General features: G+C 65.6%; 19 protein-coding genes. 15 read left to right on the top strand and 4 right to left on the bottom strand.

What is annotated here, in order from left to right:
• The first annotated feature begins 56 nt into the window (after positions 1–56).
• From AC1VVM_RS20110 to AC1VVM_RS20100, 3 genes are read left to right on the top strand one after another with little or no spacing between them, the layout of a single operon-like run.
• Positions 57–1,511 carry an efflux transporter outer membrane subunit gene (locus tag AC1VVM_RS20110; RefSeq protein WP_482957218.1) on the top strand — a complete coding sequence of 485 codons (1,455 nt, stop codon included), beginning with the start codon at positions 57–59 and terminating at the stop codon, positions 1,509–1,511.
• A complete protein-coding gene (locus tag AC1VVM_RS20105) occupies positions 1,511–2,596 on the top strand; it encodes an efflux RND transporter periplasmic adaptor subunit (RefSeq protein ID WP_482905518.1) in 1,086 nt (361 codons plus the stop codon). Before AC1VVM_RS20110 ends, AC1VVM_RS20105 begins: the two co-directional genes overlap by 1 nt.
• Positions 2,593–5,700 (top strand): efflux RND transporter permease subunit, encoded by a 3,108-nt coding sequence (locus AC1VVM_RS20100; RefSeq protein WP_482905517.1) that lies wholly within the window; start codon positions 2,593–2,595, stop codon positions 5,698–5,700. Before AC1VVM_RS20105 ends, AC1VVM_RS20100 begins: the two co-directional genes overlap by 4 nt.
• Positions 5,701–5,708: 8 nt before the next feature.
• Here the strand turns inward: AC1VVM_RS20100 and AC1VVM_RS20095 are convergent, their stop codons facing one another.
• Positions 5,709–6,743, bottom strand: a complete 1,035-nt coding sequence (locus AC1VVM_RS20095) for an endonuclease/exonuclease/phosphatase family protein (RefSeq protein WP_482957217.1) — start codon at positions 6,741–6,743, stop codon at positions 5,709–5,711.
• Positions 6,744–6,888: 145 nt separating this feature from the next.
• Between AC1VVM_RS20095 and AC1VVM_RS20090 the strand changes: the two genes are divergently transcribed.
• From AC1VVM_RS20090 to AC1VVM_RS20055, 8 genes are all read left to right on the top strand, one after another.
• Complete coding sequence (locus AC1VVM_RS20090) at positions 6,889–7,605, top strand: hypothetical protein (protein ID WP_482905515.1); 717 nt, start codon at positions 6,889–6,891, stop codon at positions 7,603–7,605.
• 7 nt (positions 7,606–7,612) lie between these two features.
• Positions 7,613–8,335 (top strand): RNA polymerase sigma factor, encoded by a 723-nt coding sequence (locus AC1VVM_RS20085; RefSeq protein ID WP_482905514.1) that lies wholly within the window; start codon positions 7,613–7,615, stop codon positions 8,333–8,335.
• Positions 8,319–9,275 carry a FecR family protein gene (locus tag AC1VVM_RS20080; RefSeq protein WP_482905513.1) on the top strand — a complete coding sequence of 319 codons (957 nt, stop codon included), beginning with the start codon at positions 8,319–8,321 and terminating at the stop codon, positions 9,273–9,275. Before AC1VVM_RS20085 ends, AC1VVM_RS20080 begins: the two co-directional genes overlap by 17 nt.
• Positions 9,253–11,655, top strand: coding sequence for a TonB-dependent receptor (locus tag AC1VVM_RS20075; RefSeq protein WP_482957216.1), 2,403 nt, complete (start codon positions 9,253–9,255; stop codon positions 11,653–11,655). Before AC1VVM_RS20080 ends, AC1VVM_RS20075 begins: the two co-directional genes overlap by 23 nt.
• A gap of 42 nt (positions 11,656–11,697) precedes the next feature.
• Complete coding sequence (locus tag AC1VVM_RS20070) at positions 11,698–12,870, top strand: glycosyltransferase (RefSeq protein ID WP_482957215.1); 1,173 nt, start codon at positions 11,698–11,700, stop codon at positions 12,868–12,870.
• Between the two features lie 76 nt (positions 12,871–12,946).
• On the top strand, positions 12,947–14,140 hold the full coding sequence (locus AC1VVM_RS20065; protein WP_482905510.1) for a hypothetical protein: 1,194 nt from the start codon (positions 12,947–12,949) through the stop codon (positions 14,138–14,140).
• Between the two features lie 13 nt (positions 14,141–14,153).
• The gene (locus AC1VVM_RS20060) at positions 14,154–15,527 is read left to right on the top strand and encodes a lipopolysaccharide biosynthesis protein (protein ID WP_482905509.1); all 1,374 of its coding nucleotides are present in this window, start codon (positions 14,154–14,156) and stop codon (positions 15,525–15,527) included.
• 5 nt (positions 15,528–15,532) lie between these two features.
• The gene (locus tag AC1VVM_RS20055; protein WP_482906762.1) at positions 15,533–16,621 is read left to right on the top strand and encodes a glycosyltransferase family 4 protein; all 1,089 of its coding nucleotides are present in this window, start codon (positions 15,533–15,535) and stop codon (positions 16,619–16,621) included.
• Here the strand turns inward: AC1VVM_RS20055 and AC1VVM_RS20050 are convergent.
• Positions 16,587–17,471: a glucosamine inositolphosphorylceramide transferase family protein gene (locus tag AC1VVM_RS20050; RefSeq protein ID WP_482957214.1), complete on the bottom strand. Its 885-nt coding sequence runs from the start codon at positions 17,469–17,471 to the stop codon at positions 16,587–16,589. The two genes, AC1VVM_RS20055 and AC1VVM_RS20050, sit on opposite strands and share 35 nt — an antisense overlap.
• A 227-nt stretch (positions 17,472–17,698) precedes the next feature.
• Here AC1VVM_RS20050 and AC1VVM_RS20045 point away from each other — a divergent pair, with 227 nt between their 5' ends.
• Positions 17,699–20,038: a TonB-dependent receptor gene (locus AC1VVM_RS20045; protein ID WP_482957213.1), complete on the top strand. Its 2,340-nt coding sequence runs from the start codon at positions 17,699–17,701 to the stop codon at positions 20,036–20,038.
• Between the two features lie 57 nt (positions 20,039–20,095).
• Here the strand turns inward: AC1VVM_RS20045 and AC1VVM_RS20040 are convergent, their stop codons facing one another.
• Together AC1VVM_RS20040 and AC1VVM_RS20035 are read right to left on the bottom strand one after the other, a co-directional pair.
• Positions 20,096–21,331, bottom strand: a complete 1,236-nt coding sequence (locus tag AC1VVM_RS20040) for an MFS transporter (protein WP_482905506.1) — start codon at positions 21,329–21,331, stop codon at positions 20,096–20,098.
• Positions 21,332–21,496: 165 nt separating this feature from the next.
• Positions 21,497–21,694, bottom strand: a complete 198-nt coding sequence (locus AC1VVM_RS20035) for a hypothetical protein (RefSeq protein WP_482957212.1) — start codon at positions 21,692–21,694, stop codon at positions 21,497–21,499.
• 187 nt (positions 21,695–21,881) lie between these two features.
• Between AC1VVM_RS20035 and AC1VVM_RS20030 the strand changes: the two genes are divergently transcribed.
• From AC1VVM_RS20030 to AC1VVM_RS20020, 3 genes are all read left to right on the top strand, one after another.
• Positions 21,882–22,448 carry a ferritin-like domain-containing protein gene (locus AC1VVM_RS20030; RefSeq protein WP_132386282.1) on the top strand — a complete coding sequence of 189 codons (567 nt, stop codon included), beginning with the start codon at positions 21,882–21,884 and terminating at the stop codon, positions 22,446–22,448.
• A gap of 62 nt (positions 22,449–22,510) precedes the next feature.
• Positions 22,511–22,774: a DksA/TraR family C4-type zinc finger protein gene (locus tag AC1VVM_RS20025; RefSeq protein WP_482957211.1), complete on the top strand. Its 264-nt coding sequence runs from the start codon at positions 22,511–22,513 to the stop codon at positions 22,772–22,774.
• Between the two features lie 105 nt (positions 22,775–22,879).
• Entirely contained in the window at positions 22,880–23,464 is a 585-nt protein-coding gene (locus AC1VVM_RS20020) for a DUF4142 domain-containing protein (protein ID WP_132386280.1), read from the top strand.
• Positions 23,465–23,494: the final 30 nt, after the last annotated feature.

Here is a 23,494-nt window from a genome sequence, read left to right as displayed (position 1 = left end):
ATTCGCGCTGCTACCCGCAGCCCATTGAGCAACATCGTGGGCGCAAGGTTCAAGGAATGCGGGCGAATCTCCGAAACGGGGCGGAACGGGCGGCGAGGCTCTCAGTCTCTGCCATCGCGGTGCTGCTCTGCGGCTGCGCGCCGCAAGTCCACCTTCCGCAGGCCGACACGGCGCTGCCCCCCGCTTTCGAAGCGAATGCGGCACCGGCCGGGACGCTGCCCGAAGCCTCGCTCGACCGCTGGTGGGAGAGCTTCCGCGATCCTCAGCTCTCCGGGCTGATCGATACCGCGCTGGCCCGCAGCACCACGGCGAGACTGGCCTATGCCCGCCTGTCCGAGGCGCGGGCGACCCGCTCGGTCAACCGCGCCAGCACTTTGCCGACCGGCAGCCTTTCCGCCACCGCCACCGAGCAGGGGACGCGCCGGATCTCGGGGCAGGGGGCAAACGTGCCCGGCGACGACAGCTATCAGGTTACATTCTACCCGAGTTGGGAGGTTGACCTGTTCGGCCGCCTCTCCGCGATCCGTGAGCAGGCGGATGTGCAATATGCGTCCTCCACGCTCGACTGGCACGGCGTGCGGCTCGCCTTGGCAGCGGACGTGGCGACCGCGCTTTTTCAGGCGCGCGGCACGGCGATCGATCTTGGAACCGCTCGCGAACGCCTCAAGATCGCGACCGATCTGGCCAAGAGTGCCCAACTCGGCGAAGCGCACGGACTGACTTCGGGGCAAGACGCGGCACGGCTCGACGCCGATCTTGCCAGTGCCGCTGCCGAAGTGACGAGGCTTGAGGGCGAATTGCAGGCGTCCAAGCGCTCGCTGCTGATCCTCGTCGGCACGCCGAACGCGCCGACCGAAAGCCTTCCCATCGAGGCGCGGGTGGACGACGCACCGGTGCTGCCCGCCGTGACGCCGGGATTGCTTCTCGCGCGGCGGCCCGATGTTTTGTCGGCGGGCCTCGACGTGGAATCGGCGGTGCTGGGCGTGCAGGTGAACCGGCTCGCGCTGTTCCCCCGTTTCGACATCCAGCCGGGCCTTGCCCTGTCTGCGACGACCGGGCCGGCGGGCGGTGCCAGTGCCTTGTGGTCGCTGGCGGCGGGGCTGACCGTTCCGCTGCTCGATCGCACTCGGCTCATGGCGCAGCTGCGGGTGAGCGAGGCGCAGGGGCAGCAAGCTGTCGTTTCCTACGAACAGACCGTGCAGAACGCTTATGGCGAGGCCGAAAACGCACTCGTCCGGTTGGCCGCGAACCGCAACCGCATGGCCGATCTGGAACGTGCCGAAGCTCGCTCGCGCTTGGCCTATGACAGCGCGCTGCGCGGTTATCGCGCGGGCCTCACCGATCTCACCACCGTTTTGCAGGTTGAGCAGACCTGGCTTCAGGCACGCGCCGCACGCGATCAGGGGCGGCTGGCGCTGCTGACCGGGACGGTTTCGACCGTGCGCGCGCTGGGCGGAGGCTGGGATGCCCAGAATCAGGTGCAGATACAGACCGCGCAAGGAGCGCAATGATGAAGTTGCCCGTTTTCCGCTCCACTGTCGCCGTTTCCGTGCTTGCCGCGTTGACTTTTCTGGCCGGTTGCAAAGGGCACGATGCCGCTCGCAAGGAAGTCATGCCGCCGCAAGCAGTGACAGTGGCCACGGTCACGCAGCGGGCGATGAGCGGCGGCCTGACCGCTTCCGGCCGCTTCGTCCCGCGTGAGGAGATGGCGGTGTCCGCCGATCTCTCTGGCTTCAGGATCGCCAGCGTCTTCGTCGAGGAAGGGGCCGTCGTCCGCGCTGGGCAAGTGCTGGCACAACTCGACGACAGTCTGCTGGTCTCGCAGATCGGGCAGCTCCGCGCGAGCCTTGCGCAGCAGCAGGTCGCCTATGAGCAGGCGCGCGAACAGGCGGGCCGGGTAGACGGCCTGGAAGGGCAGGGCGTCCTCTCCGCCGAGGCGATCGCCACCCGCAAGTTTGCGCAGCGCAATGCCGCCGCGGCCGAGGCGGCCACCAAGGCCCAGCTCAACGACCTGCTCGTGCGGCAGAATCACCTCTCGATCCGGGCACCAGCCGATGGGCTTGTGCTCGAACGCACGGCGCGTCCCGGCGAAACGTCGAGCACAGGCACGGCGATGTTCACGATGGCACGCGACAGCCTGCTGGAGCTTTACGCCGAACTGCCTGAAGTGGACGCTGCCGGCATCAAGATTGGCGATCCGGTACAGGTCACACTGGCATCGGGGCGCACGCTCAACGGCCATGTGCGCCTGATCGGCGAACGCGTGGACAGCAATACCGGAGTCGTCATCGCCCGCATCGCATTGCCGGTGGACCGTGAACTGCGTCAGGGCGGCTTTGCCCGGGCCACGTTCTCGCGCGAGGCGGAAGTGCTGGCGCTGCCCGAGGCAGCGGTGCGCTACGATGCCGATGGCGCCAACGTCATGATTATCGACCGCGACGACCACGTCCATCGCCTCAAGGTCCGCACCGGGCGTCATGCCGATGGCCTGGTGGAGCTGCGTGACGGACCGCCTGCGGGAAGCCGCGTCGCGGTCCGGGGCGCGGCCTTCACGCTGGACGGCGATAAGGTTCGTATCGCGGGAGCCGCCAAGTGAACTTGCGTATTTCCGCTTGGGCGATCCGTAATCCGATCCCCGTCGCGCTACTGTTCATACTGCTTACCGTGTCGGGCGTGGTCGCCTACATGCGGATGCCGGTGAAGCAGTTCCCCAACGTCAACCTGCCCATCGTCACGGTCACCGTCACCCAGAGCGGGGCGGCACCGACCGAGATGGAAAACCAGATCACCCGCCCGATCGAGAACGCGCTGACCGGCGTGCCGGGGATCAAGAACATCAGTTCGACAGTGACGCTGGGCGCATCGACGACCTCGCTCGAATTCGAGCTGGGCAGCGATATCCAGAAGGCCACTGACGATGTCCGCACGGTAGTGGAGCGGACCCGCGTGGAACTGCCGCAGGGTATCGATCCCCCGACCGTGCAGCGCATCGACCTCGACAGCGCGCCGATCGTCACATACGCGGTTACTGCGCCGGAAATGAGCGACACGCAGCTGGCGTGGTTCATCGACAACGAAGTGACGCGCACGCTTCAGGCCGAGCGTGGCGTCGGGCAAGTCTCGCGCATAGGCGGTGCCGAGCGCGAAATCACGGTGATCCTCGATCCCGAGCGCATGGCCGGGCTGGGCGTGACAAGCGCGCAGGTCAATTCCGCGCTGGCCGCCTTCCACACCGACGCGCCGGGCGGCCGGGCCAATATCGGCGCGGTCGAGCAGACGGTGCGCGTGATCGGCTCGGCCGCCGACGTGGCCCGCATCCGCGAGCTGACGATCCCGGTGCAGGGACGCTACGTGCGTCTCTCCGACATTGCCGAAGTGGGTGACGGGCAGGGCGAAGTTCGCGGCTTCGCGCGTCTCTCCGGACGGCCAGTGGTGGCGATCCAGGTGTCCAAGACCAGCGATGCGAGCGACGTGACCGTATCGGACGGCGTGGCGAAGGCCATCGCCGGCCTCTCCGCGAAGCATCCCGGCGTGACGTTCGACAAGATCGTCTCGACGGCGGATCTCACCCGCCGCAGCTTCATGGCCACGGTGGACGTGCTGATCGAGGGCGTGATCCTCGCGATCGTCGTCGTGTTCCTGTTCCTGCGCGACTGGCGGGCGACGGCGATTGCGGCGGTAGCTATGCCGCTCTCGCTGATCCCGACGTTCATCTACATGGCGGCGATGGGGTTCAGCCTGAACGGCATCACCCTGCTGGCGCTGACACTGGTGATCGGCATTCTGGTCGACGACGCCATCGTCGAGATCGAGAACATCGAGAAACGCATCGAGAAGGGCGAAAGCCCCTATCAGGCCGCGCTGATCGGTGCCGATTCCATCGGGCTTGCGGTGATTGCCACTACGGCGACGATCATCGCGGTCTTCGCGCCGGTCTCGCTAATGCCCGGACAGGCGGGGCAGTTCTTTCGCGAATTCGGTCTTACCGTGGCGGCGGCGGTCACGTTCTCGCTGGTGGTGGCGCGGCTGCTGACGCCGCTGATGGCCGCCTATTTCCTCAAGCCCCACCACTTGCGCACCTCGACTGTCGCCGGGGCGCGGCTTCATCCATGGCACGCGCGGGCGCTCGACTGGGCGCTGGCCCGGCCCCGGATCTGCACCGCCATCGGCATGGGGCTGCTGGTGCTGGCACTGGTGATTGCCTCGACACTCCAGATCGGTTTCCAGGCGACGCAGAACCGCAATTACATCTACCTCGCTGTGGAAGGCGCGCCCGGCGCCACGCGGGACGACATGAACCGCGCGGTCGAACAGGCGACGCGGATCCTGATGCACGAGTCCGATGTCGAGGATGTCTTCGCGCAAGTCGGCTCGACGGGCGGCGGGCTGAACAGCGGCGGCACGGACCTCAAGGACGGCACGCTGACGGTGCTGCTGCGCCACGACCGAGACGAGACCTCAGAGCAGTTCCAGGCCCGAATCGGCCCGAAACTGCGCGCTATTCCCGAGGCGCGGTTCTACAATCAGGGCAACTTCGGACAGGCAGCCGTTTCGGTGGTGATCGCCGGTGCCGACGGGCCGACGCTCGAACGCACGCAGATGCAGCTTCTGCGTGAGATGCGCCGCCTGAAGGCAATCGCTGATCCGCGCCCGAGCCCCTCGGCGCCGGGCCCCGAACTGGTGATTACTCCGCGTCCCGAAGAAGCCGCGCGGCTCAACGTCGATACCGTGACGCTCGCCAATGTCGTTCGCATAGCCACTATCGGCGACATCGACGCCTCGGTCGCGAAGTTCTCCGAAGGCGAGCAGCGCCTGCCGATCCGCGTACGCCTGCCCGAAAGCGCGCGGAACGACCTTTCGGCGATCTCCGGCCTGCGTGTGCCCACGCGTGACGGCAACACGACGCCGCTGTCCAGCGTCGCCGATATCCATTTCCACGCCGGTCCCGGCAAGATCGTGCGCTACAACCGCGAGCGCCGCGTCAGCGTGGAGGCGGACCTTGCCGTGGGCGAGGCGATCGGATCGGCCATGCAGTCCGTGCGGACCCTGCCGACGATGCAGCACCTGCCCGCCGGCGTGCATGAGGCGCAGCAGGGCACGACCCAGATCATGGAGGAGATGTTCGTCGGCTTCGTGCTGGCGCTGTTTGCCGGGGTCGGGCTGACTTATACCGTGCTGGTCCTGCTGTTCCGGGGCTTCTTCAAGCCTGCGGTCATCATGGGCGCGCTGCCGCTCAGCCTGCTCGGAGCTTTCGCCGCGCTGCGCCTGCTGGGCTTTGCGATCGACATGCCGGTGCTGATCGGCCTGCTCATGCTCATGGGCCTCTGCGCCAAGAACTCGATCCTGCTGGTGGAATTCGCCATCGAGGCGGAGCGGGCCGGTGCGCCGGTGCGCGAGGCACTGAAGGAAGCCTGTGCGCAGCGAACCCGGCCGATCATCATGACCTCGGTGGCGATGATCGCGGGCATGCTGCCCACAGCATTTGCGATCAGCGAGGGTTCTGAATCCCGGCAGCCCATGGCCATCGCGGTGATCGGTGGCATTCTGACCTCAACGATGCTCTCGCTGGTGCTGGTGCCGGTGATCTACGAGATCATCGACGGCTTCGAGCAGCGGCTTCTGCCCAAGCTGGCCCGGCTGGTGACGCATCCCGACCCGGCGCCGCCGGAAGCGACGGACGCCTCGTCCTCACCGGGTTGAGGCGCTGCCTATCGCAGCGAATATGTCACGACGTAACCGAAGTGGTCGGAGAGCGTGTCGCCGCCGTTCGTCTTGCCGAAGGGCACATGTGCTCCGGTGAAGTGCAGCACCTGGCCGAAGCCAGAGCGGAAATATTGCTTGTCTTTCGCGCGCTTCACCACGGCGGCCAGATCGGCGTTCGGAGCGCCGGCAAACTGTCTGGAAGCCTCGGTGGTCTCCAGTGCCGAGCCCATGGCGGCATCGGCGGCGGCCACGCGCATCGGGTCGTGGCCGACATTGAAGTCGCCCGCGAAGACAAGACTGGTCTGGGACGGCACATTGGCGCCGATGAACGCGCGCGCTTGCGCCAACTGGGCCCGATAGGCGGCGTTGGCCCGCGCAATCGGCACGCCCGACGCGGCGCGGGAATTGAGGTGGGTGTCGGCAATGGCGATCGGTTGGCCTTGTCCGGGAACCCGGATCCAGGCGAGCAGCACGCCCTTGGCGGCCAGACAGTCATATCCGGCGCAGATGTCCTTCGGATAGGCCATGCGGCGCGTCGCCACGATCGGATAGTCGGACATGATGACGAGCCCGCTATCGACCCATTTGCCGTCCGCTTCGCCCTTGCTCCAGGAGGTCTGCCGGATAAGCGCGGTAAGTGAAGGGTCGGTTTGCGATCCTGCCGGAAGGTTCGATGCTTCGGCTTGCTGCGGGCCGGTCGCCACGTAGCGGTAGCCCGCCTCGGCCGCGATGGCCTTGGCTTCGGGAATGAAGGCTTCCTGCAATGCCACGACATGGGGCTGGCTGCCATGGCGTCTCAGGTCCGCCAGTCGCCCGCCGATCCTGGCAAGCTCGGAAGCCCGTCCGAACGCGACAGGGAAGGGCAGACCCTCCACGTTGTAGGTCATTACTGTAAGGCTGCCCGTGGGCGCGGTCGAGATTGGCGCAAAGCCGAAATCCGGCACGGCGGCGGGCAGAGGGCGGGCGAAACTGGCGGCGGCAAGAGCGGCCACCATGGCAACGGCGCAAACGCCAATTCGGTTCAGGCCAAGTCGGATCATGAGGAGAAGACACTCCGAAACAGGATGCCGCTTAGACGCCGCCCCGTGGCCTGACCCGCACTGCGGAAATTCGTGTGCGGGTCTGCCGCTCGGCCGGAGTCTTGCCGATGTCCCGAACTCGGGATGGGGAATGGAGTTGGACGAAATGAGCCGATCCATGGTGACAGGTGTGGCGTTCACTTTGCTGGCGATAGCGCCCGTGAATGTTCAGGCGCAGGGCGAGAAGCTGCGAGGATCGGCGGGGGCCGACTACCTGCCGCAGCTGGTCGAATGGTCGCTGTCGGACCGGGCCGGAGCCGATCAGGCAAAGGCCGTGCATTTCGAGCGCGATTCCGGCGATGCGGGATGGAGCATGGATTTTCTGGCGGTCAAATCGCTCGATCCGGTCGAGCGCGCGGTCGATAGGGACAGCGCCCGCTTTCGCGGCAAGCACATGTCGGTGAATGCCTGGCACGCGCTGGGCGGCGAGGATCTGGTGCGCTTCACCGCGATTGCCGGAAGGGTCAGTCGCCGTGCCGCCGATGCGGTGATGCTCCCGGCCAAAACGCGCGCCAGTTATGTCGGTGCCGAACTGGCGTGGGAGCACGCGCGCGACTGGTCGCTTTCGGCCGGCGTCTACCAGCAGGGCGGCTGGGGCGGCCACTCGATGGAGAGTGACCTGCTGCGCCTGACCAATGGCGAACCGGTCGCCGCCAATGGCCTCCATGCGGCGTGGCGCTTCGCGCTCGACCATGGAGACGCGGCGGGAGAGCCGCGCACTTGGCTGGGGCTGGACGGCCATTCCGGCAACCGCGGCAGCGGCATCGGCACCGGCCTGCGCCATGCCAGCGATGTCAGCCTGCTGCTGACGACACGTTTTTGAGGGCGCCATGACCGCCGCTGGAAGATCATCCGAACATCTGCTTTACCTGATCGAGGAGAGTGCGATTGCGCAAGGAGGACGGGCTATGACGTCGCTGGGGCAGGAAGTGCCTGCCGAGGGCGGTCTGCGGCAGCTCAGTCTGGCGATGCGGGGGGAACTGCGCCGGTTTCTGCTGGCGCGCCGTGTCAGCGAGGCCGATGCCGAGGACGTGCTGCAAGACCTGTTCATCCGCCTTGAGACCAGCGTGACCGGCCCGGTCCGCTCGCCGCGTGCCTATCTCTACCAGATGGTCAACAACATGGCGCATACCCGCCGCCGGACCGAAACGCGCCGTCAGGCCCGCGACGCCGGCTGGATCGAAGTGCGGCCCGATGCCCGGACCAGCACGGGGACTCATGGGCGGGGGGATGCCGCCGAGGAACAGGCCGATGCGGCGCCCGATCCAGAAACCGCGTTGGTCGCGCGCGACCAGCTTGCCCGTGTCGAGGCGAGACTGGCCGAGTTACCGGAACGCACGGCCCATATTTTCCGCCAGTTCCGGGTAGAGGGCGCTTCGCAGAAGGATATCGCCATCGAACAGGGCATCAGCCTGAGCGCGGTGGAAAAGCACTTGCAGCGCGCCTATCGCGCGGTGCTCGAAATTCGAAACCGGCTTGAGGACACGCCCCCATCTACGGGGATGACAGGGCCTACCGGAATGACAGGAGGGTTCGATGGCTCGTCCCGCTGAGCACGACATTCAGTCGCAGGCGATTGCCTGGCACTTGCGCCTCGCCGATGCGAGCGAGGAGGAGTGGAACGAATTCACCCACTGGCTGGAGGCTGACGAGCGCCATAACGACGCTTACGAGGCGATCTGCGATGCCGATCATGCGCTGGAACCCGCCGTCGTGCTGGCCCGGCAGGAACCGGCGGAAGCCGGGGAGCTTCCCGTGGCGGCTGTCGCGGCGGGACGCGGAACGGCAGGTCGGCGGCGCTGGATGTGGCCGGCCATGGCGGCCTCCTTTGCCCTTGTCGCGGTCGGCAGTTGGGCCGTGATGGGCCGTATGGGGCAGGAATATACCGTCAGCACCGCCCCCGGAGAATCGCGGACGTTGGCGCTGTCCGACGGCAGCCGGATCGCGCTCAACGGCGGTACGGAGCTGGTCCTCAGCAAGTCCGATCCGCGCGTGGCCGAACTCAAGTCTGGCGAGGCGCAGTTCTCGATCCGGCACGACGCGGGCAGCCCCTTCGCATTGACGGTGGGCGCGCAGAGGATCGTCGATGTCGGCACTGTGTTCAATGTCCGGTCGAGCGGGCGCGGCTTGCAGGTCGAAGTGGCGGAAGGCGCGGTACGCTTCGAGGACGGGGTAACCCGGCTGCGCCTCAATGCGGGCGATACGCTGGATGCCAGCGGGGACCGGCTGGTCGAAGGCACCCGCGCGCCCGCCGATATCGGCAGCTGGACACGCGGCAAGCTGGTCTACCGCGAGGCGCCGCTTGTCGAAGTTGTGGGTGACATTACCCGGGCACGGGGGATTGCCATCGAACTGGGTCCGGAACTATCGCATGCCAGTTTTACAGGTGTGATACAGTTGGATGGCGACAATGCATCGCTACGCCGGCGTGTCGAACTCCTGATTGGCGCGAAGGTGACCGAAACAGCCGATGGGTGGTCGATTACACGATGACTGGTTTGTTCCCGCGCTCTTTGCGGTCGCCATCAATACTGTCTGCATCACCCCGGCTCTGGCCGGGGAAATCCGCGCCTTCTCGGTGCCTGCGGGACGACTTTCCGATGGCCTGATCACGCTGGCGCAGCAGGGCGGGATTTCGATCGTGCTGGGCGATCCGAAGCTCGACAGCCTGCGCACGCGCGGTCTTTCGGGGCGTTACGAGGCAGCGGACGCGCTGCGGCGGCTCCTTGCGGGCAGCGGCTATGACGCGGTGTTCATCGATGCCCGGACAGTGCGTCTGGTCCGGCGTCCACTTGCGCCGCATGCCGCCCGCGCGCCGGATCGCGTGCCGGTCGTTCCTCCGCACCCCCGACCGGTGCTGGAAACTTCGGGCCCGGACATCGTCGTCACGGCGACCAAGCAGCGTATCGGCCTTGCCGATTATCCTGCCAGCGTTGCCGTCGTCGAACCTACGCGCGAGGAACTCGCGCGGGCCGGAGGGCAGGGCACTGGCTACATTCTCGGCAAGCTTCCGGAGCTTTCCTCCACCAACCTGGGTCCCGGGCGGAACAAGATCTTCATTCGCGGCATTGCCGACAGCAGCTTCAACGGCATCAGTCAGGCAACGATCAGCCAGTACCTCGGCGACTTGCGGCTAATCTACAGCGCCCCGGACCCGGACCTTGCGCTGCACGATATTACGCGGGTGGAAGTGCTCGAAGGGCCGCAAGGCACGCTCTACGGCGCGGGGACGCTGGGCGGGATCATTCGGCTGGTGCCGACGCCGCCCGATCCGAACGGGTGGAGCGCCGAAGGGGCCTTCGGCCTACGCTTCACGCAGAAAGGCGAACCGGGCGGCGATGGTGCGCTGGTCGCCAACGTGCCGATCGTGGCGCGGAAGCTGGCCTTGCGGACCGTGGTCTATCGTACCGTGGACGGCGGTTATATCGACGATGCCCGGCGCGGCCTCAGCGACATCAATCGCAACAGCAGCACCGGCCTTCGCGCAACGCTGCGCTGGCAGCCGGACGCGGCGTGGACAGCCGATCTCACGCTGGTAGGGCAGAACCTCAATTCGCGCGACGGCCAATATACCCTGCGCGGCGAGCCCGATCTGACCCGCTCGTCCTACATTGCCCAGCCGTTCGACAACGACTACCGGCTCATCGGGCTCTCCGTCTCGCGCGACTGGGACCGGATGCAGCTCGTTTCGGCGACGGGCTATGCCCGCCAGAGCATCGATACCGTGTTCGACGCGACGGTCGATCCCGAGGAGATCCGCAAGTACGAGGAGGACATCGGCGTCCGGCTGTTCTCGCACGAGACGCGCCTGAGCGGGCAATGGGGCACGCGCGGCACATGGCTGGCGGGTGTCAGCCTGCTCCACAACACCGACCACGCCGCCCGCAGCCTTGGCGCGCCCGATGTGCCGGCACCGTTGTCCAGCGTCTCGAATGTCACTCTGGACGCCGCCGTGTTCGGGGAGGTCGGCGTGCCGCTTGGCCGTACCTTCCAGCTTACGCTGGGCGGCCGGTACAGCTACGTGCGCCAGACCAGCGAGTTCATGGGCAGCGACAACAGTAACCCCGATGATATCGATTACGAGCCGCTGCGGCGCCAGAAGCGATTCCTGCCCTCGGCGGCGCTGGCGTGGAAGCCCCGGGCGGGACTGCTGCTCTACGGGCGCTATCAGCAGGGCTACCGGCCGGGCGGCCTGCAAGTCACCGGTTCGGCCACCGATCCCAGCGCCGACCGCTTCGTGTCCGACCGTATCGAGACGATGGAAGTGGGCCTGCGCTTCGGCATGGAAAAGGGCGCGCGTCTGTCCGGCAGTCTGGCCGCGTCCGTGGCGCGCTGGCGGGATATTCAGGCGGATCTCGTCGGCGTCGACGGGCTGCCCTATATTGCCAATATCGGTTCGGGACGGGTGCGCAATGTCGCGCTGTCACTCGCATGGCACCCGGTCGACGCGCTGTCTTTCGAGGCTGCGGGCTTCCTCAATTCGAGCAACTTGTCCGATCCGGCGCCGGGGTTCGATAATGTCGATGACCGCGACCTGCCCAACATTGCCGACGAAGGCTGGCGGACGGCGGTCAAGTATACCCATGGCTTCGGCTGGGCGAACCTGACCGCAGACGCCGCCCTGCGCTACGTCGGGCATTCGAAGCTGGCCATCGTGGCGCCCTTCGCATTGGGGCAGGGCCGTTACTACGATCTTTCGATGGGCGCGCGGCTCGGGTTCGGGCGCTGGGGGCTCTCGCTGGATATCGACAATGCGCTCGACCAGCGGGGCAATACGTTCGCTTTCGGCAATCCTTTCACCGTGGCCGACGGGTTGCAACAGACGCCGATGCGCCCGCGCTCCGTGAGACTGGGCGTCGACGCGACGTTTTGATCGGCATGTGCGGGTCCATCGGGCGTCCGGAGTCATGCCGGCATGACCCAGCCTCTCAGGATCGTCCTTCCCATTCACAGTTTCGAGCCCGGCGGCGTCGAGCGGGTCGCGTTGGGACTGGCGCGCCATTGGCAGGATCTGGGCCACGAGATCGTGGTCGTGCTGGGGCGGGACGAGGGGCTGGACCGGGCCAATGCACCCCGGACGCTGGATTACCGGATCCGTCCCAATCGATCTCCGCTCCGGTTTCCGACCGCGCGCCTCGAAACGCTGTGGATGATATGGTGCCTGTTCCACCATCTCCTCCGCAACCGCGCAGACGTGATCTTCTGCCCCGGCAATACGTACACGATCGTCTGCGTGGTGATGAAACTCTTGCTGCGCGGGCGCTGCCCGCCGGTAGTGGTAAAAGTCAGCAACGACCTTGTTCGGGCGGACAAGACGGCGTTTCGGCGCCGATGGTATCGGTGCTGGCTCAAGATCAACGGCCTGCTGCTCGAACGCTTCGTTGGGCTTGCCGAGCCGATGTTCGAGGAGATCGTCGAGGGCATGGGCGTCGGCGATCACCGGGTCTCTACCATCCACGATCCGGCGCTTGACCGGGCCCGTCTCGAACGGCTGCTCGCCATCGAGCGGGAGCGCAAGCAGGGTCACGGCCATCGCTTCGTCGCGGTGGGGCGATTGGCGGCCCAGAAGAACCTGCCGCTGCTGCTCATGGCCTTTGCCGAGGGTTTTCGACCCGGTGACCGGCTCACCATCGTCGGCGAGGGCTGCGGCCGGGCCGCGCTGGAGCGGCAGGTGCGGCAACTGGCTTTGCAGAACCATGTCACGTTCGCCGGTCACGTGGCCTGCCCCGATCCTTTCCTGCGCGATGCCGATTGCCTGATCCTCTCATCCAACTACGAAGGCGTGCCCGCCGTGGTGATCGAGGCAATTGCGGCGGGCCTGCCGGTGATCGCCACCGATTGCTGTTCCAGCATGAAATCGCTGCTCGGCCACGGAACGCGCGGCGTGATCGTGCCGGTGGGGGATGCGCAGGGGCTGGCAGCGGCGATTGCCGGTTGCGCGGCCCTGCCCAGGCCCTGCGCCGTGGAGCGCGGCTATGCGGCGCACTTTACGCTCGAACGCGCCGCCGCCGCCTACCTCGCGACGATGCGTGAGGCTATCGCGCAAGGGCGTGAAGCCCGCTTCGCCGCCGCGGCCGACCCGGCCTAGCGGTCTTGTTGCGGCATATTTCAAAAAAATTTCGGACCCGGGTGCGGAATCGGTGAGGGCGCGGCGTCCCTGCACCATGCGCATCGGATTCCTCTTCAACCACGACCAGATTCACCAGGTCGCGCACAGTCTGCCCATTGCCCTGGCCATGGCGGACGGCGGATTTTCGGGCGAACTGGTGGTTGCGACGACCAACGCCGCGCTCGCGGCCGAAGTCCGCAGGCTGGGCGGGGACCGCATCGGCACGCGCATCGAACATGTCGAGCTTTCGCCCTCGGCGTTTTCGAAGCGCATGGATTCGCTGCTCGGCCGGGTTGTCCCGGCGGCGAAGATCCTGATCTATCGTGACAATCTCGATTTCTTCCGCAGCCTCGACGTGCTGGTGGTGGCCGAGAAGACCTCGCTGATCCTCAGGAATCGCTATGGCCTGCGCAACCTTGCCTTCGTCCATACCCGCCACGGTGCGGGCGACCGGGCGATCGGCTTCGACAAGGCCAGCGCCAGCTTCGATCACGTGCTCTGCTCGGGCCCCAAGATCCGCGACCGCCTGATTGCCGAAGCGGGAGTCGACCCCTCGCAGATCAGCATGGTCGGCTATCCCAAGTTCGACCTCCAGCGCGATGCCGCGCCCAAGCGGTTCCTTCCCACGGCCGAAAAGGTCGTACTCTACAATCCGCACTGTTCGCCGCACTTGTCGTCGTGGTATCGCGACGGGCATGACGTTTTCGAACACTTTCTGGGAGACGAGCGGAACGGGCTCCTGTTCGCGCCGCATGTCATGCTGTTCCAGCGGCAGTTCGTCGTGACCATCGATAAGCTGACCGTCGAGAAGGCCGGGACGATCCCGCCGAAGTTCCTGCGCGGCGAGAACATCAAGATCGATCTTGGCAGCCGCGCCTCTACCGACATGACCTACACGATGTCGGCGGACATCTACCTTGGCGACGCCAGCAGTCAGGTCTATGAATTCCTGCTGCGGCCGCGTCCCTGCATCTTCCTGAACAGCCACGGCCATGCCTGGCGCGACGATCCCAATTTCCATCACTGGACCGCCGGAGAGGTCATTTCCGGGCCCGAGGAACTGCCCGGTGCCATCGCGCGCGCGGAAGATCTGCACGAAAGCCATTACCGCCGCGTGCAGGAAGACCTGTTCGCAGAGAGCTTCGACTTGCAGTCCACTCCCTCTTCGGTTCGCGCGGCGCGGGCCATCGTCGATTTCGCGAACGGTTGCGTGCGAACGCTCAGGCCGCTTCAGCGCGCTTCGGCCTGAGGCGGGCGATATCATGTTCGCCAGACGAATGGCCCGGTCACAGGACGAAATCGTCCCGAACGATGTTGCGCACGAGGTAGGGCATGCAGCCCGGCCGCACGGAATCGTCGGCCGGATCTTCACATCGCTGGGCCTCGTGCTGGGCGGCAAGGCTGGGGCGGGGATCATCAGCCTTGGCTATCTGCTGTTGGCCACCCGTTTCCTCGGCCCGACCGAATATGGCGTGCTGGTGCTGGTCCATGCTTATGTCACGACCGTCTGCGGCATCGTCGAGTTCCCCTCATGGCAGGCCGTCGTGCGCTATGGCGCGGAGGCCCAGCAGAAGAACGAGCCGCATCGTCTGGTCCGGCTCCTGCGCTTCGGCGCGAAAGTAGAGCTGATCGGCGGGGCTCTGGCCATTGTTTCGGCCATGTTGTTGGTGCCGCTTGTCGGGCCGCATCTCGACTGGCCGCCCAAGGCGATGGCGTTCGCGCCGTTTTATGCTTTCGCGGTTCTCGGATCAGTGCGCTCGACACCGGCAGGCTATCTCCAGCTATGCGGTCGTTTCGACCTGCTGGGGCTGCACAATCTCGTTCAGCCGGTCGTCCGGTTGGGCGGGGCCCTGATCGTGATCGCCTTCGGCTGGGGCCTGCGCTCGTTTCTGGTGGCATGGCTGCTGGCGGCGCTGGCCGAATTCGCGGTGCTCTGGGCCATGGGCCTGTGGGTTGCCGCGCGTGAGTTGGGCAGCGCCTTGTGGGATCCGGAACAGGGTGACCCGGCAGAGGAAAATGAAGGAATCTGGCGCTTCCTGATCGCCAGCAACGCTGATGTCACGCTGGGCGAGTTGACCGGCAGAGTGGCGCCGCTGGTCGTGGGTTGGGTGCTTGGTCCGGCCATGGCGGGCCTGTTCTCGGTGGCGCAACGGGCCACCGTTATCATCGCGCAGCCCGCGCAGATCCTGGGCAATACTGCTTACGCAGAACTGTCCCACGTCGTCGCGAGCGGGCGGGGCGGCAAGGCACTGCGCCGTATTCTCGGCAAGATCGTGGTGATCGGGCTGCTGGCGGCGGCTCCGGTGGTGCTGGTCGTGGCGCTGTTCCCGCAGCAGATCCTGCATCTTCTGGCCGGCAAGGCATTTACCGAGGCGGCCGGGGTGATGATCGTGCTCGTGCTGGCCCGCGCCATCGCGCTGATCGGCCCGCCGTGCAGTTCGGCAATCTCCGCGCTGGGCCATCCCGTCCGGTCGATGAGTGCGAACCTGTTCGCCAGCCTAGTCTTCCTCTCGGCCATGCCGTGGCTGCTCCACCAGTATGGCCTGATGGGCGCGGGTATTCAGGCGCTCGGGCAGGCGATCCTTGCGAGCGGACTGCTTGTTTTCCTCGTATGGCGCAGCAGCCTGCAACGGTGAGCGCGATGCGGATTGCCTATATCATCAACTCGGTGGAAGGCGGCGGGGCGGCGCTGCCGGTGCCGTCGGTCGCGCGCGTGCTGGCCGAGGCGGGCGCCGAAGTGCGCGTCTTTGCGCTTACCCGCCGGGACGGCCGTGCCTTGCCGGCGATGGAGGCGGCGGGCCTCGATCCCCGTGTTCGCGACGGCGGAGAAAAGGACCACGCCCGGGCCCTGCACTGGATGATGCACGAGGTGCGCGCCTGGCGGGCCACGCACTTGTGGACCTCGCTCAGCCGCGCGACGCTGCTGGGCCTGATTGCCGGACCGTTGATGAACCTGCCGGTGATTTCATGGCAGCACGCCGCGTTCCTGAAGCCGTGGAACTTGCGCCTGCTGCGCCTGCTTCAGTCGCGGGCTTCGTTGTGGGTGGCGGATTCCCGCTCGGTCGCAAGGTTCGCGACGCAGCGCCTCGGCGTATCGGAACAGCGGCTGGAGACCTGGCCGATCTACGCCGTCGATCCCGCCATGCCGGTTGCGCAGGGCTGGCGTCCGGGTGAGGTGCTGCGCCTCGGCAGCCTTGGCCGCCTGCACCCGGTCAAGGGCTACGACGTGCTGATCGAGGCGCTGGCGCGGCTGCGGCAGGGCGGTTTCGTGCCGCCCGTCCCTTGCGAGGTCGTGATTGCCGGCGACGGCGCCGAGCGCGAGCGGCTTGAAGCGCAAGCCCGGACGTTGAGTGTCGAGAACCTGCGCCTTGCCGGATACACCGAGGAGCCGAAACGCTTTCTGGCCGACTGCCACCTCTATCTCCAGCCCTCGCGTTCGGAAGGATTCTGCATCGCCGGACACGAGGCATTGACGGCAGGGCTGCCGGTCGTGGCATCGCGCGTCGGGGAACTGGCCCATTCGATCCGCTCGGGCGAGACCGGCTGGCTCGCCGCGCCCGGAGACGCCGGAAGCCTTGCCGAAGGCCTGCGCGCCGCGCTGGGCGATCCGTCGCGGCTATCGGCGCTGGGCCGTTCCGCCCGCGCCGATATGCTGGACCGCTTCTCGCCTGAGCGCTTTTCGCGCGCCGGCAACGCTATCTATCAGCGTATCGCCCAAGGCTCCGCCTGAGGTCGAGCGCGATCCCGGCCAGCGACCGGTCGATGGTCTTGACGTCGAACAGCGTGACATCGCCCCAGCCGCTCAGCGTGTGCATGCCCTCGAACTGCGCGGGAAAGGCCAGCGGATCGCCTTCGCGCGCTTCGAAGGCGGTTTCGTCCAGCCGGTCGATCCACAGCGGCCGGATCGCCCCGCCGTAAGTCCGCGTGCAGTCCTGCGTGGGCAGCACGATCGTCCCATTCACGAGCACCGGTACGCCGCCCGGCCGAGCCGAAGCGCGGCTGCGGCGCACCGGATTGCCGGGATGCGGGGTCCATGGCCCGGTTAGCCGTTCCGCCCATGCCACGTGGAGCGAGCCGAGCTTGGTCTCGCGGCTCTCGCCTGAGGAATAGAACAGCCACCAGCGCCCGTCGTGGCGAAGGATCGATGCGTCGACCGGTAGGCAATCGAGTTCGATCGCGCATTCGGCCCGCCATTCGTCGAGCGCCGCATTGCCGCGATAGAGCGTGAGTTTCCCGGAGCGATGCGCCTCGGGCAGCATCCAGACCGCGCCTTCGCCCTCGAACACTTGCGGGTAGGACAAATGCCACGGCTCGCGCAGCACCAGCCGCCGGTCGACGAGGCTGAATGCGCGGTCGAAGCTCAGGCGCTCGATCGCGCCGTGGCGGGTGCGATAATCGTACTGTTCGGCGAAGACGTGAAAGTGCACGCCATCGTCGAAGCCGAACGGGTCGGCCAGAAAGGTGAAGGCGGGCTCGGGCGGAAACCATATCGCGCTTTCCGGTGAGAAACCCCGGGAAAGCACCTCGTCGAGAGGACGGGTAATCAGCCCGCACTGCCAGATATCCTTGCGTCGCGGCATCGGGCTCTCATAGCCTGATGCCGCGCATTGACAACCGGCATGACACCCGGACGAAGGCGGCACTCCCTTCATCATCGAATGACGCGACCTGCGCTTTTCCGTTGCTCGAAAGTTTTGGCTTATATTTCAATCTGTAGCGAAAGCGTCACACGCGCATGGAATAGGCGCCCCCCGAGGCGCCGCGGGCTCAGGGTCACGCGGCGCTTTCCAATTCCATGGGGGCATTCGTGTTACAAAAATCGGTTCTCGCCCTGGCGGCCGCCGCCAGTTTTACGGTTTCCGCTCAGGCAAAGGCAGAAGACGCCGCGCCGGCGGAGACGGACAGCAATGAAGTCCGCGATATCGTCGTCATCGGCAGCGGCCAGACCCGCTCGGTTTCGACGCTCCTGCCCGCGAACCTCGATGTCCTGCCCCCGGGTACCAGCGTGCAGAAGGCGCTGAACTTCCTTCCCGGCGTCAGCGCGCAGTCGATCGACGCACTGGGTCTCAACGAGCAGTCGCTGTCGCTTCAGGTGCGCGGCTTCAGCACCACGCATCTCGGCTACACGCTCGACGGCATGCCGCTGGGCGATGGCGCCTACAACAATTACAACGGCCTCTCGATCAGCCGCGCGCTGATTTCGGAGAACCTCGGCGAGGCCAATCTCGCGACCGGGATCGCCGGCCTTGGCATCGCGTCGACCAGCAACCTTGGCGGCGCATTGATCTACCTCAGCAGCGCCCCCCACAAGGAAATGGGGCTGATGGCCAGCCAGAGCTTTGGCAGCCAGGACAGCCTGCGCACGTTCGCGCGCTTCGATACGGGCGAGCATGGCGGTTTCTCGGCCTATGTTTCCGGACAGTACAGCGAGCAGGACCTGTTCGTGAACCAGCGCGCGTGGAACCGGTCCACCGGCAAGCAGCTCAACGGCAAGGCGCAGTACGAATTCACCGGCGGAAAGATCACCGCCTTCGCGGACATTTCGCGTACGAATCAGGCCGATGATCCCTATCTGTCGAAGGACATGCTTGGCCGCCTCGGCTGGGATTGGGGCGGTTATGCGCCGGACTGGCAGTCCTACCTCGGCGTCGCCTATTGCACGGTGACCGGCCCGACCGCACCGGGCAAGTGCGTCAATGCACCCAAGCCGCAAAAGAACGCCGACGTTACCTATACCAACGGCCAGATCCTGCGTAACGACAACCTGTTCTATGTTGCCGGGGACTTCGACGTCACCAAGTCCCTAACCGCCCATCTGCAGGTCTATCACCACACCGACAAGGGTGCGGGCAACAACTGGATCGTCGGCTGGTCCAAGCAGGGCACGGCGACCACTGACGACGACGTGCCGGTCCAGATCCGCGACACGCGCTACACCATCAACCGCACCGGCGGGCTCGGCAGCCTCACCTGGGACGTCGGCTTCAACCAGTTCCAGGCGGGCTTCTGGCTGGAGGAAAACAAGAGCAGCGCTGCGCGCTATATCTGGGCGAATGTCACCGGTCCGTTCGATCTCGGCCAGTTCCTGCAAGGCCAGCCTGACACGGCCCAGTGGGTGCAGGAAACCAAGTGGAAGACGCGCCAGTTCTACGTGCAGGACACGATCAAGCTGCTCGATGACGCGCTAACGATCGATTTCGGCTTCAAGGGCACCTATTCGCGGTCCGATGCCGAGGCGCAGGACGGTATCGCCAAGACGCCGCCGCCGGCCTCCAGCCAGTTCGCGACGGGTTCGCTCACCGCCAAGGACTTCTTCCTTCCGGAGGCGGGTGTGCACTGGCAGGTTGCGGACCACCACGAACTCTATGCCAGCTATGCCGAGAACATGGCGATGTTCCAGGGCGGCTTCAAACTCGGCCCGCAGTCGGTGACGCAGCCCGTCTGGGACGCGCAGGGCAAGACGCTGAAGCCCGAGACATCGCGCAGCTTCGAAGGCGGCTATCGCTATGTGAACGGCCCGGTTCAGCTCGCACTGAGCGGCTACTGGGTCAATTTCGACAATCGTCTGCTGCAGTACAACCCGTGCCCGACCAACCAGCAGCAGAATCCGGGCTGCGGCAATTCCTTCCACAATGCCGGCGGTGTCACCAGCCGGGGCGTGGAACTGGGCGTATTGTGGAAGCCGGCGCCGTGGCTGACCTGGTACAACTCGGCATCGTACAACAAGTCCACTTATGATGACGATCTCAACTGGTGCACGACCACTTGCGTCGTCAAGGCAACCGCCGGCAAGCGGCAGGTGGATACGCCGAAGGAGATGGTCTCCAGCGTGCTGACCGTGCGGCAGAACGGCTTCTCGGCCTCGCTTCAGGGCAAGTATACCGGCCGCCGTTACTACACATACACCAACGACCAGAGCTTCGGTGGCTACACCACCTTCGATCTCGGCGTGGGGTATGACTTCGGTTCGGTCGGCGTGGTGAAGGGCGCGAAGCTTTCGTTCAACGTCACCAACCTGACTAACAAGCGCTATGCGTCGAACTTCGACAACAGCGTGTTTGCACCGGATGACGCTGCCGGGACGCTGCTGGTGTTCCACTCGTCGGCGCCGCGCCAGATCTTCGGAACGCTGGGCGTTGCCTTCTAAGCCTTTGTAATACCCTCTCCACCCTTCCCCGTCGCGACAGGCGGGGAAGCGTCGACATCAGGCCGAACGAGTGGGCCGGGTCTCGGGGATCATCGCAAAGACCGGCAAAACGCCGAGGGCGACAGCGGCGATCATCAGGCCCGGAACGGCTTGCCACCCGGTCAGCGCAACCAGCCAGTGGGCAACGAATGGCGCAAGACCGCCGAATATCGCCGTTGCCGCAGTTGCTCCAAGGGCAAGCCCCGAAAGCCGGCCTTCTCCGGGAAACAGTTCGGCCGTAGCCACTGCCCCTACGGCGCTGACCGCACCGCCCAGCGCCGCCAATATCAGCGCGCCGATCAGGGCAGCGCCGTATGAGCCCATGCCCATCGCCGCGAAGCAACTGGCGGGCGCCAGAACCGAAAGCACGCCCACTCCCAGCAGCACCGGCCGCCGTCCGATCCGGTCGGAAAGGGCGCCCACGAAAGGCGTCACGAAAATCACCATGACCGCCGCCGCCGTAGAGAGCCACAGCGCCTGGCTCTCTACCATCACGCCCGTTCCCGTGATGAACACGGGCACATAGGTGATGCCGACATAGTAGGTGATCGAACCCAGCGCGGAAATGGCGAAGCCGCGCGCGATTGCCGCGCGGTGGCGGGAAAGGACCTGACGCAGCGGCTGCTCGGGAACTGTGCGGTGGATGACTTGCCGCTCGAACTCGGGCGATTCTTCCAGCGTGGCGCGCGCCAGCAGCACGGCTCCGGCCAGAACCGCGCCGAACAGGAAAGGTATGCGCCAGCCCCATGAATCGAGTGCGGCCGGAGCCAGTGCATTGACCACCAGTGCGGAAAGTCCCGCTGCCAGCAGCCCGCCCAACTCGCTCGCCGCCGCGGCGGAGGAGGTAACAAGCCCGCGCCGCCCGCGATGCGCGCCTTCCATCAGGTAGGCGACCACGCCGGTATATTCGCCGCCCACCGAAAATCCCATTATGCAGCGCAGGAACAACAGCAACCAGCCAGAGGCCGGGCCGATGCTCGCATAAGTGGGCAAGGCAGCAGTGGCGAGCATGGCCGCCGTCATCAGTGCCATGGACATCAGCATCATTCGCCGTCGTCCATATCGGTCTCCGACATGGCCGAAGACTGCGGCGCCGAGGGGGCGCATCAGATAGGCAATCGCGAAACCGCCCAGTGTGGTCGAAAGCGCGGCTTCATTGCCACCGAAGAACACCCGCGACAGGACGGTGGCCAGATAGAGATAGAGTGTGAAATCGTACCATTCGACGATCGTCGAAAAGGCGGCGATCGCCATGGATTGCCTCGACAAAGGCGCGTGTTCGCGTGCCCCGTCTCCAGCGTTCATCGGCCGGGGCGGCCCGTGCGATTTCCAAACGACATGAAGGGCATGATAACCCGTTGCCCGGTCTTGGCAATCGCAGGACTTCAGTAGCTCAGAGGTGTGGCCGCGAGGGAATAGTCAGAGCGCGCTGGCAAGATGTCCCAGCGTCAAGGCGACACCGGCGCAAGAGATGACCGCTCCCAAACCAAGCTGCACGGGATTGGACAATTGCCGAATGGGCAGGGCGAGCGTGTTTTCCAGTGTTTTCATGCCCTTTTTGTAGTCCGGTTCGGGGTGGGCAATGAGTGGGAAATGCCGCTCACTCTGATTGCCCATGGCGATTTCCGCAGGTCGCAGCCAACGGCTGTCGGTCGGCGCAAAACTAAATATCCGAGTATACGCCGCGAAATCAAAGACAAGGACAGTCTTGAAGCGCCCAGGTCATTGTTGAGAGTCGTTCGCGTGGAACAAGGGGGCGGCCATAGTCATTGAAGGCGCAAACATCCATGACAGGAACTCCACCATGGCAGGCAAAGTCGAGGAACGCAGCGCCTTTCTGACCGACGTCAAGACTCTGCGCGCACGGGCGCGCAAGTCGCTGGACGATGGCGCGGTGATGCCCAGCTATCACGGCGATGTCGCAAAGACGATCGAGCTGTTGCAGAACGTGGTGGCGACCGAACTCGTCTGCGTGTTGCGATACCAGATGCACGCGATCACGGCGGACGGCATCACCTCCAAGAGCGTCGCCGCCGAATTCGAAGAGCACGCCGCGAGCGAGCACGAGCACATGATGATGGCCGCGAACCGCATCGACCAGCTTGGCGGAGTACCGAACCTCAACCCCGAAGGCTTGGCCTCGCGCGCCGCTACGGAATACGGAAACGGCGGCAATCTGGTTGAGATGATCAAGCAGAATCTCGTGGCTGAGCGGCTGGTGATCGAGCACTATCAGGAACTGATCCGCTATTTCGACGATCACGATCCCACCACGCGCATCATGCTGGAACACATTCTGGCCGACGAGGAGGATCACGCCTCGGACATGCACGATCTGCTCGTCGCGCATGAGGGCCGCCCATTTTTGTAATATGACGTCACCGGCCTTGTCGATGACGTGCCCGCAAGTCGGGGGATGGAAAGGCATCAGTCATGGCCAATGGCTGGGCGCCGGACGGCGCCGTTCAGGACCAGATAGAAGACAGCCTGAAGGACGCGATATCGGCCGCGAGGGCGCGAATGCCTTATGGCGAAGGCCTCGCGGAATGCGAGGACTGCGGCGATCCCATCCCGGACGCGCGGCGTCAGGCAATGCCCGGTGTCCGCACTTGCGTTGTCTGTCAGGCCTGGCGCGACAAGGTGCCGGTCCATGGGGGCATCAATCGGCGCGGGAGCAAGGACAGCCAATTGCGTTGAATGGAGGAAGGGCCTCCGGGGGGGCGGAGCGGTCCAACGGGAACGCGTCAGGCCTTGAGTAGTTGGGGGAACACGATTGCCATCTTTCGAAACGGGAGCTTTTTCATGAAAAATGCCGCTCTGTTCGCAATCCCGCTTGCGGTTCTCGCCTTGGCGGGGTGCAAGAAAGAATCGCCCCAGCCCGCCGAGGCGACCTCTCCCGCGGCCCCGGATACCGCGATGCCGCCCGCCGTGGTGCCCACCGCTACAGAAACCGTTGCAGAGGTCGTGAGCCCGGGGCAGGCCTTCGCCAACACCGCTGCCGCCAGCGACGCCTTCGAAATCGCCGCATCCAAGCTTGCCGCGACGCACGCCCAGTCGGCTAACGTCAAGCATTTTGCCGAGCAGATGATTACGGCCCACACCAAGTCCACCACCTTGCTGAAGACCGCTGCCAGCGCTGCGATTCCGGCGATCACGCCCGATCCGACGCTCAGCCCCGCGCAGCAGCAGACGCTCGACACGCTCGCCACCAAGTCGGGTAAGGACTTCGACGAGGCTTTCGCCAAGGCGCAGGTGGATGGTCACCAAGCGACGCTTGATGTTCTGAAGGCCTATTCCTCGACCGGAGACGTGCCTTCGCTGAAGGCTTTCGCGGATCACGTGATTCCGATCGTGGTTGCCCATCTCAACATGGCCAAGGCCCTGTAAGGCGGCGCTGGTTGTCCGGCTACGCGGCGA

Source organism: Novosphingobium sp. BL-S-33, from assembly GCF_056857025.1.
This window is presented reverse-complemented; position numbering and strand designations above follow the sequence as displayed.

Coding starts and splice junctions, on each gene's coding strand:
- AC1VVM_RS20080 (WP_482905513.1), top strand. CDS start 8,319: ATGGCTCGTCCCGCTGAGCACGACATTCAGTCGCAGGCGATTGCCTGG.
- AC1VVM_RS20025 (WP_482957211.1), top strand. CDS start 22,511: ATGGCCAATGGCTGGGCGCCGGACGGCGCCGTTCAGGACCAGATAGAA.
- AC1VVM_RS20020 (WP_132386280.1), top strand. CDS start 22,880: ATGAAAAATGCCGCTCTGTTCGCAATCCCGCTTGCGGTTCTCGCCTTG.
- AC1VVM_RS20060 (WP_482905509.1), top strand. CDS start 14,154: ATGTTCGCCAGACGAATGGCCCGGTCACAGGACGAAATCGTCCCGAAC.
- AC1VVM_RS20085 (WP_482905514.1), top strand. CDS start 7,613: ATGACCGCCGCTGGAAGATCATCCGAACATCTGCTTTACCTGATCGAG.
- AC1VVM_RS20040 (WP_482905506.1), bottom strand. CDS start 21,331: ATGGCGATCGCCGCCTTTTCGACGATCGTCGAATGGTACGATTTCACA.
- AC1VVM_RS20075 (WP_482957216.1), top strand. CDS start 9,253: ATGGGTGGTCGATTACACGATGACTGGTTTGTTCCCGCGCTCTTTGCG.
- AC1VVM_RS20055 (WP_482906762.1), top strand. CDS start 15,533: ATGCGGATTGCCTATATCATCAACTCGGTGGAAGGCGGCGGGGCGGCG.
- AC1VVM_RS20070 (WP_482957215.1), top strand. CDS start 11,698: ATGACCCAGCCTCTCAGGATCGTCCTTCCCATTCACAGTTTCGAGCCC.
- AC1VVM_RS20090 (WP_482905515.1), top strand. CDS start 6,889: ATGAGCCGATCCATGGTGACAGGTGTGGCGTTCACTTTGCTGGCGATA.
- AC1VVM_RS20095 (WP_482957217.1), bottom strand. CDS start 6,743: ATGATCCGACTTGGCCTGAACCGAATTGGCGTTTGCGCCGTTGCCATG.
- AC1VVM_RS20065 (WP_482905510.1), top strand. CDS start 12,947: ATGCGCATCGGATTCCTCTTCAACCACGACCAGATTCACCAGGTCGCG.
- AC1VVM_RS20050 (WP_482957214.1), bottom strand. CDS start 17,471: ATGCCGCGACGCAAGGATATCTGGCAGTGCGGGCTGATTACCCGTCCT.
- AC1VVM_RS20110 (WP_482957218.1), top strand. CDS start 57: ATGCGGGCGAATCTCCGAAACGGGGCGGAACGGGCGGCGAGGCTCTCA.
- AC1VVM_RS20030 (WP_132386282.1), top strand. CDS start 21,882: ATGGCAGGCAAAGTCGAGGAACGCAGCGCCTTTCTGACCGACGTCAAG.
- AC1VVM_RS20035 (WP_482957212.1), bottom strand. CDS start 21,694: ATGGGCAATCAGAGTGAGCGGCATTTCCCACTCATTGCCCACCCCGAA.
- AC1VVM_RS20105 (WP_482905518.1), top strand. CDS start 1,511: ATGAAGTTGCCCGTTTTCCGCTCCACTGTCGCCGTTTCCGTGCTTGCC.